A 12,476-nucleotide genomic window follows, 5' to 3' on the forward strand; every position below is an offset into this window, starting at 1 on the left:
CGAACTGGCGGATCCAACTCGCCGCCGTCCTGGACCAAGCCGACCCGTCCCCCGTCACCGCAGTCACCGTCGAAGGCGCCTCCGACTCACCCTCCACCATCCTCCTCGCAGCCTGGCTCACCCTGGCCCTGGACACACCCGTCACCATCGTCGCGGACCCCGCCGGGACCGGCATCCGCCGCGTCCGCCTCACCCGCCCCGCCGGCGACATCCAGCTCTACCGCCCCGGCACCTCCCTCGCCGAACTCACCCAACCAGGCCAACCCACCCAACGCATCTCCCTACCCCGCCGCAGCCTCAAAGACTGCCTCGCCGAAGAACTCCGCCGCCTCGACCCCGACGAAATCTTCGGCGAAACCATCACCAACCTCCACACCCCCGCAACACACCAACGAGTCCACGACTCCTTGACCGGCAACGCCGAGCTGCAACCGGTCGGAGACCGTTCTTCACTGATCACCGTCTAGGAAACGTACTGACGCTTCCCCCCATTGCGTGGCGGAAGTCCCGTTGGCGGCCCATGGATCTGGCCAGCGTGACATCGGCGCGGGCCACCAAACCTCGTCCTGCGAGGGTTCCGCAGGGCTGCGCCCAACAACCGCACTGCCTCAGTTGTCCAGGGCAACAGCTAACTCCACGGCCCCCTAGGGGTTACCTTCCGTGGTCAATTCAGTGGTGGGCACGGATGTAGAGCCGTGCGTGGTGAACGTAGGTTAGGCAGTGATCAGCATCACAGTGATGCTGAAGATGGTGGAGGCAAGCGCATGTCGAGCTCTATTGGATTGCTGGTGACGCTGCAGGCGAAGTCGGGCAAGGAGGCCGAACTGGCTGACTTCCTAAACGCCGCTCGGGACCTCGTCGTTGAGGAGCCTGACACGTCTACTTGGTACGCCTTCAGGATCAATTCCAGCCAGTTCGGAATTTATGACACGTTTCCCCATGAGGAAGGTCGTAAAGCCCATCTGGCCGGAAAGGTCGCCACAGCCCTTGGAGCTAAGGCGGATGAGCTTCTCGCCTCCCCGCCGTCGATTCAGCCCATAGAGGTCCTGGCCTTCAAATAACCCCGCTCTCGAAACCGTTCTTCATCGACATACCCCTTAAACGAAAAGGATATAGACATGGCAAATGAGCAGAACACCAAGAAGCGCATGATTCTGAACGCGTTCGATATGAACTGCGTGGTGCATCAGAACCCGGGAATGTGGGCGCATCCCGATGATGAATCCCACCGCTATAAGGACGTCGACTACTGGACCGACTTGGCAAAACTCCTTGAGCGTGGCGGATTTGACACCCTCTTTATTGCAGATGTCCTTGGCTTCTACGATGTTTACGGCGGATCACGTGACACGGCACTTCGCACCGGGGCCCAGGCGCCTGTCGGAGATCCGGCGATCCCGGTGGCAGCGATGGCGGCTGTTACAGAAAGGCTGGGATTCGGGGTTACGAAGTCACTGACTTACGAACTTCCGTATTCTTTCGCCAAGACCATGACCACCCTGGACCACATCACCAAGGGCCGGGTCGCCTGGAATATCGTGACGTCGTATCAGGCCAGCGCAGCCGAGAACCTGGGGCTGGATAAGCAGATCCCGCATGACGAGCGTTACGCGGTGGCGGACGAGTTCATGGAGGTTTGCTACAAGCTTTGGGAAGGGTCGTGGGAGGACGACGCCGTGGTTAGGGATAAGAAGAACCGTATCTTCACGGATCCGTCTAAAGTCCATGACATCAACCACGAGGGGAAGTATTTCAAGGTTCCCGGCGCCCACCTGGGGGAGCCGAGTCCACAGCGCACCCCCTTCCTGTTCCAGGCCGGCACATCCAAGAAGGGCATGGAGTTCGCCGGGAAGCACGCCGAGGCCGTGTTCGTCATTGGCACCAGCCCCGAAGAGCTGCGCCCCACTGTGGACAAGCTGCGCCAGCAGGCCGCTGCGGCAGGCAGGGACCCCCGCAGCGTGAAGATCATCGTGATGCTGACCCCGATCACGGCACCGACGGACGAGGAAGCCCAGGCCAAACTTGAGGACTTCAACCAGTACATAGACATGGACGCGGCACTGACCCTGTTCGGCGGCTGGACAGGCATCGATATGTCTTCCGCGCCAGCAGATCAGCCCTTGGAGAGCATGGAGAGCGACGCCATCCGGGCAATGATGGAGATGCTGACCGGCGTTGACAGTGAGGTTGTCTGGACCAAGGAGCGACTGGCGAAATGGCTGTGCATCGGCGGATTTAGCGCTTCAGTAGTTGGGTCGCCGAAAACCATCGTCGATGAGATGGAGCGATGGATGGAGATCGCAGATGTCGACGGCTTCAACCTGGGCCGGGTCATTGCACCCGGTACCATGAAGGATTTCGTGGACCTGGTCGTTCCCGAACTGCGCAAGCGAGGTCACGTGCCGCAGGAACCGCTCGCCCCCATGACCCTGCGTGAACGTCTCACAGGTGACTCGAGGCTCCCGTCAGAACACGCTGGCGCCGGCTACAGGCTGGGTGTTGAGGCGTCAGTTTCCTGATGAAGTCACCTGAACAGCAAGGCTGAACAGGATGAGAATGGCGGCCACCGATTTGTGGATCGGCGGCCGCCATTCCTCCCACGGGCCTGCTTTTTCAAGGACGGGGTTCGCTTTCTCTACGACGTGGTTCGGCGGATTATAGCGCCGGCGGGACGTCCATGTTTTATGAGACCACGTGTTTTTGGTCACCAAGGTAAAGTATTGCGATCAGATCGAAACTAAGCGAGGGGCCGGTCGAAGGAGACCGATTGATCGTTAAGTTGCGCTGCCACACTTGGGGGTTCAGAGAGGAATCCAAAAATGCCGGTAGACCTTAAGCAATCGAAACCTCAGTCATTCCGTGACCGGGGCGTTACCTCCAGGGAGCTGGAGGTCCTGCAGGCAGTTCGTAACCATCTGGCTAACGCCGAGATCGCTGCGACGTTGGGGATCAGCGTGCGCACGGTGGAGAGCCACGTTTCAAATCTCTTGACCAAGTTCGAAGTCACTTCGCGGTCGGGGTTGGTGGCTGCTGTTCGGGCCAACGAGGACGTGGGACCCGCACGAATTGAGGCTCCACCTTCATTGCTACGCATGGCCAAGGCAGGTGAGTTTGTCGGCCGTCTTCCGGAGCTCCGCCAGCTGTGTGACGAGTGGGAGGTGGTAAAGGAAGGCGCGCAGCGTCTTGTGCTGGTCTCGGGCGATGCAGGCATAGGAAAGAGCCGGCTGGTTGCTGAGTTCACGCGGCAACTATTGCTCGATGATGAACCACTGGTGCTGCATGGACGTTGCGATGAAGACGTGGCGGGCCCGTTTGAAGCAGTGGGCCACGCCCTCGCACCCTACATTCGTGCCAGCAATCCAGCCACCTTAGCGGGAGAGCTTGGTGACGTAGCCGCCGAACTGGAGACGATCATTCCAATTTCCGGCATCCGTTTACCAGGGACTCCCGTGGACGCGGTCCGCTCGGACCCGAACATTACCCGTCTGCGGCTGTTCGATGCCGTCACCCGCATTCTCCGTCAAGCGTCGGCTTCTTCCCCCATGTTGCTGGTACTCGATGATTTGCACTGGGCTCCTGAGCCAACCCTCCTGCTGCTCAAGCACCTGATGCAGGAAGAAGCGCTTAAGCGCACGATGATTGTCTGCACGCTTCGCCCCGGGAACGTCTCAGATGCCTTAATCGACTTCTGGGGTAAATTGCGCCGCGACGCAGTGCCGGTTCAGATTCAGTTGAGTGGATTGCATCGGATCGAGGTTGCCCAACTGCTGGCTTCAGATATTGGCTCGGCCGAGTCGCGCGATGAAATCTTCTCCGAAAGCCTGGCCTATGACATCTACTCGGAAACACGGGGAAACCCGCTGTATGCGGGAGAACTTATCCGGAGCCTGGGAGAGGGTAGCGGGCCGAGGTCGGCGGGCAATGCCGACGTTCCTCATGGAGTGAAAGACATTGTTACCGCTCGTGTTCGGCGACTTGAGCAAGGGACGCAGACGCTGTTGGGGATGGCTGCCGTTTTAGGTCAGACATTTGACGTCAGCGTGCTGCAACATCTTGCCCAAGTTGATGATTACACTCTCCTCGTAGCCGTGGAGGAATCAACGCAGGCGCAGCTTTTGTATGACGTCACGGGGACGTCTCCCGACGCTGTGGAACGCTATGAGTTTGTGCACGCCATCGTGCGCAGGGCAATCATTGAAAGCTTGTCGCCGGCCCGGACGCGTCGAATACATGCCGCAGCTGCCGCAGCATTGGAGCAGCTGTTTCCCGACACATTGGAAGTCCGGGCCGATGAGATTGCTTGGCATTTGGTTCAAGCAGGTCAAATAAAAGATCGCCAGAATATTGTGCGGTATCTGACGATGGCGGGCCGGGCGGCGCTGAACAGTTCCGCGGCGGAAGAGGGACTTCGCTTTCTGGACCAGGCTCTGGTGTACATAGATGCGGCTGAAGCCTTTGACCGTGCGGAATTATGGTTCCAGCGTGGTTTGACGTTACGTACGCTGGGTCGCTGGCCGGATTCGGTGGCCGCACTGCGCAATGCCCTGGACCTTTATGCGGAAGTGGGCGACCTGAAAGCCATTTCCCGGACGTGCCTTGCGGCCACCCACACTATGTTTTGGTTTTTCCGGATGCCTGAAGCCCGCGATTTGGCAGCTTACGGACTGAAGATGCTTGGCAGTCACGAGGGCGCGGAACGGGGAAGGCTGCTTGGTGCGTTGTCTTTTGCCCAGGCGTGGAGTGGAGAGTACGAGTCAAGCATGAACACTCTCGACGAAGAGTTGGACATGGCATCCCGGCTTGAGGATACGGAGCTTCGAGGGCATGGCCTGGCCATACGGGCGATGCAGCTTCCCGCGTTCCTGGAGCACAAGGGTGCGGTATCGGCCGGATATGAGGCGTTGGAGATACTCCGCGACTCAGATGACATCTGGACCTTGACGAGCATGCTCGGTTTCTTGAACTACGCCCTTGTGGGTTTGGGCCGTCTGGATGAGGCTCGTGCGGTGGGCGCTGAACTGGCCCCACTCGCGGTTCGTGTCGGGAACTACGCCGCCCAGCAACAGCACACGCGGATGAACGCCATGATGGAGTTCTTCCAGGACGGAAGCCCGGCCGCCCTGGAAAAATTTGCCCGGAAGGACCTCGCATTCTGCAAGGCCGTGGGGCTCGCAACGCCTGAGCATTCGCTTGCCTGGCTTGGGCTGGCCAAATTTCTCGCCGGAGAATGGGAGGAAGCTAAGGATGCCTACTCAGCCGCGCTTGAAACCGAGGCGGACACCGGAATGGTCGGATGGGGATGGTCTGCACTGTTTGAATTGCTCGCATATATGGGCGACTCCCCCGCTGCCATGCGTTTGTTTGAAGAGCATCGACACACCCTTCCGCAACTGGATAAGGCCAACACGTGCGGCTCATGGGTGGCGGCGCTCACCGCCGTCGAGGGTTTAGTCGTTTTGGGAGACTTGGAGCAGGCCGGCAAGTTGCTCCCGGCCATCGAACAATGCATCCAGCGCACCGGGGTCGTGTGCATCGAGTTCCGGGGTGGCCGCCTGGTCAAGCGGGCAGCAGCAATTGCCGCTGCAGCGGCCGGCGACTGGAATCGCGCCGAAAAATACTTTCGCGAGGCTCGTCGTGATGCCGAAAACATACCCCACGTCGTGGAGCACGCCCACACGTTGAGATTTCACGGGAGGATGCTTCTCCAAACCGGTGAGGAAGCATCGGCCGCGCGGGCCAAATCGTATCTGCAGGAGGCGCGCGCTGCCTACGTGAAACTCAAGATGCCCCGTCACGCTGCGCTCTGCGATCCAGAGCCGGCCCAGGTATCAAGCAAAAGGTCCACACTCCCTGACGCCGGCCTCTTCGGCTTTCTCACAAATCTGATGTATGGGGAGTAAACAGCGGGAAGGAATGCATTACTGAATGGTCGATACCTTTCATAATCGCCAGTCAGTTTTACGTCATCGAGCTAAACACTTAGTCACTTGCCTTGGAGTTTAAATTGAAAACAGACCCGACGGAATGGACTGCTGCTGTGCGTACACTGCGGTCCCCAAAGCAGCCGAACCACAACTATTTCCAGATCACTGGCGTGGTTGGTCATGGAGACCAACGGGGACGCCTGATGGGCTTTCCCACGGCCAATATCGCCATACCGCCAAATGGCGGGCGCAATGGCGTATGGGCTGGCACGGTTCACCTCGACTCACCGGATCGCCGTTCCCTTCATGTCGCTGCCATATCTATCGGCGACCGGCCGACGTACTACGCCAGAGGGCAGAGCCTGCTGGAGGCAAACCTCTTGGACTACACCGGCGACCTTTACGGACAAACCGTTGTGGTGACGCTGCGCCTCCTCATCCGTCCCCAACGCAAGTTCGCCGGTACGTCCGAGCTCGTCGACCAGATCCAGGACGATGTGGCTCGTGTTCGCAGCTGGGGGCTGCAAGCGGGCCTGGGGACCTGCCTCCGCGCCGACGAGGAGCCCAGCCGCTCGCCTTCAAACCCTATTGGTACCGCGCACACCATTGCCATCGGGCACCGTCGCCCCGACCGAGGCGCTTGGCTGTCGGAATTTCTAACGCTGAACGGCTAGCGGACCAGCCGGCCCTCGCGGATTGCCGCATGAATTCATTTGTTGAGAATGAACGACGGCGGGACGTCCCGCCGTCGTCCGCTGACAGCGTCAGGAGACCCCGTCCAGGACGCCGTCGATCCGTGTCAGCAGGCCCGGCCAGCCGTTCCCCATGCCTTCGATGGCCCGCCTGCCCATGGGGGTGTCGAGCTGGAAACCGGCGTGCTCGTGGTGAAGGACGGTGCCGTCGTCGACAGATTCCAGCCGCCACGTGATGGTGGTGTCCAGCATGCCCTCGGAGAACAGGAAGCTGATCGACTTGCCGGGGTCCACGGTCAGGACTTCGCACTGCTGCTGGCCCCAGGAGCCCATGTCCATGGTGAAGCGGTGGCCGACGACGGCGGCAATGTCGCCCGGCGCCCACCAACGGGCCAGCAGTTCGGGGGTAGTCAGCGCGCCCCAGACGGCTGCACTCGAGTGCGGGAAGCGGCGCTCGAACCGGATGGCGTTCTCGGTCACAATGGTTTCTCCTCGTCCAGAAGTTCTCCCAGCGCGTCCAGGCGCCGGTTCCAGTACTGCTCGATGTGCTTCACCCAGTCGCTGACCTCAGCCAGGCCCGCAGGCTGGAGATGGTACAGCCGGTTCCGGCCGTGCCGTTCTTCCCTGACCAGGCCGGCCTCGCGGAGGACGCCCAGGTGCTCAGACGCCGCCGACCGGCTCAGCTCGAGCAGCCCGGTGAGTTGACCCGCCGTCCTCGGCCCATGGGAGAGCTCATCGAGGATGACGCGCCGTGCCGGGTTGGAGACAGCGCCGAAGACATCAGGAAGCACCGGACCAGTATATGTCGGAAAATCCCGACGCTTATCCGGCGGCGGCCCCGAAGCGCCCGGACGTGAGCACGCACCAGTAGAACCCCGGCACCAACGCGAGCGGACGACGCCGGGACCTCCCGCCGTCGTCCGCTCAGAGTTGGGTGCGGTGTCAGTTCTTGACGACGTCCAGCTCAATCACAGCCCAGGACAGCGCCGGCAGCGTCGCCCGCAGTTCGGAGCCGCTCGCCTTCGCGCCTTCCAGCGGCTTGAGCCCCACCTGGTCCGGGCTGCTTTGGGTGTTGGCGGTGAAACGGTCCCCGCCTTCCGGAATTTCCAGGACCTCGGCACGGACCACCCGGCGGGCGTCGAACCCGCGCAGGGCAACCTCGACGTCGGCAGCTTCTTCCAGCCCGCGGTTCGCGAAGAACAGCGCCACACGGCCCGTTTCCTCGTTCCACGTTGCGCTGACATCCACGAGGTCGGTGCCACCGAAGCGTGCATTTTCGTACTTGTCCGAGTCAACGGACAGGCGCAGGATCTGGCCCTTGGCCAGCTCCGCCATGCGGGCAAACGGATGGAAGATGGCCTGCTTCCAGGCCGGCCCGTTCTCCTCCGAAAGGATCGGCGCAATCACGTTGACCAGTTGTGCCTGGTTGGCGATCTTGACGCGGTCACCGTGGCGGAGCAGTGAGTTGAGCAGGGTGCCCACCACCACGGCGTCCGTCACGTTGTACTTGTCCTCGATGACCCGTGGGTGCTCGCGCCAGCCCGCCTTGGCCACGTTGTGCGGCTGGTCCTCGGTGTCCAAACCGCGCTGATACCAAACGTTCCACTCGTCAAAGGACAGGTTGATGTGCTTTTTGTGTCTGCCCTTGGCGCGCACGGCGTCGGCGGTGGCGATCACGGACTCGATGAAGTAGTCCGTGTCGACGGCGCTGGCGAGGAAGCTGCCGACGTCGCCCTCGAGCTCCTGGTAGTAGGCGTGGAGGGAGACGTAGTCCACCTCGTCATAGGTGTGCGTCAGGACTGTCTGCTCCCAGTCACCGAACGTCGGCATGCCGGAGCTGGAACTTCCGCAGGCCACCAGTTCGATGTCCGGGTCCACGAAGCGCATCGCCTTGGCGGCCTCCTGGGCCAGGCGGCCGTATTCCTCGGCTGTCTTGTGGCCGATCTGCCACGGCCCGTCCATCTCGTTGCCCAGGCACCAGAGCTTGATGTCGAACGGATCCTTGTGGCCGTTTTTGGCACGGAGGTCTGACCAGTAGGTGCCGCCGGGGTGGTTGGCGTACTCCACGATTTCACGGGCAGCATCCACTCCCCTGGTGCCCAGGTTGATGGCCTCCATGATTTCCGTGCCGGCCTGGCGGGACCAGTCCACGAATTCGTGCAGGCCGAAGGCGTTGGTCTCCACGGTGTGCCAGGCGCCGTCTAACCGGCGGGGACGGTTCTCCCGCGGGCCGATGCCGTCCTCCCAGTTGTAGCCGGAGACGAAGTTTCCGCCGGGGTACCGGATGACGGTGGCACCGAGTTCCTTGACGAGCTTGAGTACGTCCTGGCGGAAGCCGTTCTCGTCAGCCTCCGGGTGGCCGGGCTCGTAGATGCCGGTATAGACGCAGCGGCCCATGTGCTCCACGAAGGAGCCAAAAAGGCGGCGGGGTACTTCGCCGATGGTGAAGTCGCGGTCGAGGGTGATCCGTGCGCGGGACATTCGGTCTCTCCTTGTTTGTTGTTCAAAACTGTTGGTCAGCGTTGGTGCCGGATCAGGTTCCGGCGAGTCCCGTCGTCGCGACGCCCTTGATGATCTGGCGCTGGAAGAACAGGAAGACGAGGATCAGTGGTAGCGCCGCGAGGAGGGCGGAGGCCATGTTCTGCGCGTACTGGATGCCGTACGCGCTCTTGATGGTTTGCAGCCCCACCGGAAGGGTGAGGAGAGCGCCGTCGTTCGTGGCGATGAAGGGCCACAGGAAGTTGTTCCAGGCGCCGATGAACACAAAAATTGCAACAGCGGCCAGGATGGGCCGGGACAGCGGCAGGATGATCTGGGTGAAGATCCGCAACCGGCTGGCACCGTCCATCACCGCGGCTTCCTCTAGTTCACGGGGAATCTGGTCGAAGAACTTCTTGAGCACGAACACCATGGCGGGGTGGATGACCTGAGGCAGGATGATGGCCCACGAGGTATCGATCAGGTGCAGCGCCAGCATTTGGTAGAAGAGCGGGATGATCAGGACGGGCGGCGGAATGATGATCGAAGCGATGATCACCGTCATCAGCACCTTCTTGCCCTTGAAGTCGATCCGGGACAGGGCGTAGGCCACCAGCGCCGAGATCACCAGGGTGATGGCCGTGATGGCTGCCGAGGTGTAGAGCGAGTTCCAGGTCCAGAGCGGGATGTTGCCGTCCTGGAACACTTTGATGAACGCTTCGGCGGTAAAGCCCGACGGCGGTATCCAGCTGACCTTCGGAGCTGCGGCATCCGTCTCGGTCTTGAAAGCGGTGGCGGTGGCCCAGGCGAAAGGAATCAGCCACAGCACCGCGATGAGGGCAGCGACGACGATCGCGGCGATCCTGCCTGCGGTCATCTTCCTGCGGGGCTGGCGGCCCTTGGGGCTTTTGGTGGACCGGGTGGTGGTGTTTGGAGCGGAACGGGTGAGGGTAGGGATGGCCATGGTTATGCACTCCTGCGGCGGGTGATGACGAACTGCATGACCGAAACTGCCACGATCAGTCCGAAGAAGATGTAGGAGATGGCAGCGGAGTACCCCAGCCGGTAGCCGGTGAAGCCGGTCTCAAAGATGTACTGCACCACCGGGCGGGTTGAACCTCCGGGGCCGCCGGCGGTCATCTGGTACACCTGATCGAAGATCTTCAGGGACGCGAGGATCTGGAGCAGCACGATCATCACCGTGGTGGGGGCCAGTTGCGGGAGGGTGATCGAGAAGAACTGCCGCCAGGCTCCGGCGCCGTCCAGGGATGCAGCTTCGTAGTGCTGTGCGGGGATGTTCTGCATCGCGGCCAGGTACAGCAGGAAATTGAACCCCACGGTCCACCACAGCGTAGCGATGACGATTGCCCACATGGCCACGTTGGGGTCGTTGAGCCAGGCGACTCCGGGGAGGCCCAGCGTGGAGAGGAACTCGTTGAACAGGCCAAGCTGGGGGTTGTACATCCAGGTGAAGAACAGCGAGACCACGGTGGAGGCCAGCAGGTAAGGGGCAAAGTAGGACAGCCGCCACAGCCACTGGGCCGGCAGCCCAACGTTCAGCAGGGCGGCCATCACCAGTGCCACCAGGACCAGGGGGACCGTGCTGATGACGGTGAAGTAGAGGGTATTTCCCAGGGAGCGCCACATGTCTGCGTCGGCCAGCGCCTCGGCGTAGTTGGCGAAGCCGATCAGGCTGTCATTGGCGCCGGTCAGGGACTTGCCCGTGAGGCTCATGTAGAAGCCATAGAGAATGGGCCACACCAGGAAGACAAGGAAGAAGGCCAGGAACGGGGCGGCGAATCCCCAGCCGCTGAGGTTGCTCCGGGTCCGGGCCTGGGAGGGGCGGCGCATTTGTTGGGGTTGGGTTGCCGTGGCGGTGCCCGGCTGACCGGTGCTGCGCCGGGACGCTAGTGAAGAACTCATAAAGGACTCCTTTGTCGCTCGCCGTTAGACCGGGTTGGGCCGGGAAAGAAGGGTGTTGGTGCGGTGCTCAAAGGCGTCCCACCCCGCGGCCGCCTTGTCGCGGCCCAGGAGCACGTTCTGGACGTTCTCCGCAAAGTAGGTCTGCCAGTCCGAGCCCGAGCCGCTGAACCAGGCTTCGGGATCGTAGGCGATGATGTCCGCTGCGTTGGCGTAGTGGATCTGCGGCGTGAGATCGCGGTATGCCTGCGACTGGACCACGGGCTGGTAGGCCGGGATGTGCCCGGCTTCTGCCCAGGAGAGCGATCCTTTGAGGACATCGCTCACGAACTTATAGACGTCCCGCCGTTTTTCTTCATCCACGTTCAGCTGCCGGGGCAGGACGAACGAGTGCGAGTCTGCGTAGGAGGCTGCGTTCCGTACAGCGTGGGAATGGTGGCAGCGTCCACCGGAAGTCCGGCTTTCTTCAGCGTGGGCAGTTCCCACACGCCGCTGAACAGCATTCCCGAGCCGCCGCGGGCGAACTCCGCGATTCCGGTGCCTATGTCTCCGGCCTTGGCCGCGATGGTGTCATCAAAGAGCGAGGCCATGAATTCCAAGGACTCAACCGCGGCGTCGCGGTCCACTTTCATCGGCTGGCCGGGGGTCAGTTCCATCTCCGCACCATGCTGCTTGTAGAGCGTGTAGAAAAGCCGCCACATCTGTGAGCCGCTGCCCAGGTAACCGAAGGACAAACCGTGGGCCTGCGTGACCTTCTGCATTTCCCTGGCCACGGCCATGAACTCCTGCGGGGAAGTCACTCCCTGCAGTTGCCCGTTGCCGCCCAGGACGCCGGCCTTGCTGGCGATGTCCGTGTTGTAGAACATCACGAACGGATGCGAGTCCAGGGCGATGGAGAACACTTTGCCGTTCTGCTGGCTCTTCTCCCAGATGCGCGGCGCAAAGTTTTCACCGCTGATGCCGTGCTCGGCCAACAGGTCCAGGTCCCAAGGGTCAATCAGCCCGCCGGGGGCGTATCCGGGAACCCGGCTGGCATGCATGATGGCTACTTCCGGCGGCCGTCCTCCTGCCGATGCCATGGCCAGCTTGGTGTAGTACGGCGGCCCCCAGGCCAGAACCGTCGGATGCACCCTGAAGCCGGGGTTGGCCTGGTTGGCGCTGGTGATCATTGCCTGCATCTTGATCCCGTCACCCCCGGACAGCAGGTGCCAGAACCCGATGTCCCGGATCTCCGAGGCCTGGGCGTTTCCGCCGCAGCCTGCCAGGCCTCCTGCTACCAGGACACTGCCCAGGGCCGCCGATCCTGTCAGTAACTGCCTTCGGGACAACTGCTTCCCGAAAAATTCAAATTGCTTCACCCGTCACTCCTTTGGATGGGTCCGCTGAAAGGTCACTTCTTGTTGCTCAAAACTCCGGTTCCTGCACGTCCCCGTTCCCGGGCCGAGGCGTTCAGGAGTGTGAC

Annotated in this window: 11 protein-coding genes and 1 pseudogene; 5 read left to right on the plus strand and 7 right to left on the minus strand. The window is 61.7% G+C overall.

All coding sequences use genetic code 11. The annotated features are described in order from the left end of the window. From AC1DIM_RS16360 to AC1DIM_RS16370, 3 genes are all read left to right on the plus strand, one after another. Positions 1-467 (plus strand): glucose-6-phosphate dehydrogenase assembly protein OpcA (locus AC1DIM_RS16360; protein ID WP_477711554.1); only part of this gene is annotated, 467 nt, incomplete at its 5' end. 321 nt (positions 468-788) lie between these two features. Next, the gene (locus AC1DIM_RS16365; protein ID WP_477711555.1) at positions 789-1,061 is read left to right on the plus strand and encodes a putative quinol monooxygenase; all 273 of its coding nucleotides are present in this window, start codon (positions 789-791) and stop codon (positions 1,059-1,061) included. 57 nt (positions 1,062-1,118) lie between these two features. Next, positions 1,119-2,519 (plus strand): LLM class flavin-dependent oxidoreductase, encoded by a 1,401-nt coding sequence (locus AC1DIM_RS16370; RefSeq protein ID WP_477711556.1) that lies wholly within the window; start codon positions 1,119-1,121, stop codon positions 2,517-2,519. On the opposite strand, the gene AC1DIM_RS16375 is transcribed toward AC1DIM_RS16370, so the two are convergent. Further along, entirely contained in the window at positions 2,508-2,708 is a 201-nt protein-coding gene (locus AC1DIM_RS16375) for a hypothetical protein (protein WP_477711557.1), read from the minus strand. The two genes, AC1DIM_RS16370 and AC1DIM_RS16375, sit on opposite strands and share 12 nt — an antisense overlap. Before the next feature lie 111 nt (positions 2,709-2,819). Here AC1DIM_RS16375 and AC1DIM_RS16380 point away from each other — a divergent pair, with 111 nt between their 5' ends. Next, the gene (locus AC1DIM_RS16380) at positions 2,820-5,900 is read left to right on the plus strand and encodes an ATP-binding protein (protein ID WP_477711558.1); all 3,081 of its coding nucleotides are present in this window, start codon (positions 2,820-2,822) and stop codon (positions 5,898-5,900) included. Positions 5,901-5,992: 92 nt separating this feature from the next. Further along, the gene (locus AC1DIM_RS16385; protein WP_477711559.1) at positions 5,993-6,598 is read left to right on the plus strand and encodes a riboflavin kinase; all 606 of its coding nucleotides are present in this window, start codon (positions 5,993-5,995) and stop codon (positions 6,596-6,598) included. Positions 6,599-6,688: 90 nt separating this feature from the next. Here AC1DIM_RS16385 and AC1DIM_RS16390 read toward each other — a convergent pair whose 3' ends face one another. From AC1DIM_RS16390 to AC1DIM_RS16415, 6 genes and pseudogenes are all read right to left on the minus strand, one after another. Next, entirely contained in the window at positions 6,689-7,096 is a 408-nt protein-coding gene (locus tag AC1DIM_RS16390) for an SRPBCC family protein (protein WP_477711560.1), read from the minus strand. Next, positions 7,093-7,407: an ArsR/SmtB family transcription factor gene (locus AC1DIM_RS16395; protein ID WP_477711561.1), complete on the minus strand. Its 315-nt coding sequence runs from the start codon at positions 7,405-7,407 to the stop codon at positions 7,093-7,095. Before AC1DIM_RS16395 ends, AC1DIM_RS16390 begins: the two co-directional genes overlap by 4 nt. Positions 7,408-7,558: 151 nt before the next feature. Beyond that, complete coding sequence (gene arfA, locus AC1DIM_RS16400) at positions 7,559-9,097, minus strand: arabinosylfuranosidase ArfA (RefSeq protein ID WP_477711562.1); 1,539 nt, start codon at positions 9,095-9,097, stop codon at positions 7,559-7,561. Positions 9,098-9,149: 52 nt separating this feature from the next. After that, entirely contained in the window at positions 9,150-10,058 is a 909-nt protein-coding gene (locus AC1DIM_RS16405) for a carbohydrate ABC transporter permease (RefSeq protein WP_477711563.1), read from the minus strand. Positions 10,059-10,060: 2 nt separating this feature from the next. Further along, complete coding sequence (locus AC1DIM_RS16410) at positions 10,061-11,017, minus strand: carbohydrate ABC transporter permease (RefSeq protein WP_477711564.1); 957 nt, start codon at positions 11,015-11,017, stop codon at positions 10,061-10,063. 24 nt (positions 11,018-11,041) lie between these two features. Further along, positions 11,042-12,372: pseudogene (locus tag AC1DIM_RS16415) on the minus strand (extracellular solute-binding protein). Between the last annotated feature and the right edge of the window lie 104 nt (positions 12,373-12,476).

This window comes from Pseudarthrobacter sp. 01T43 (genome assembly GCF_056398665.1).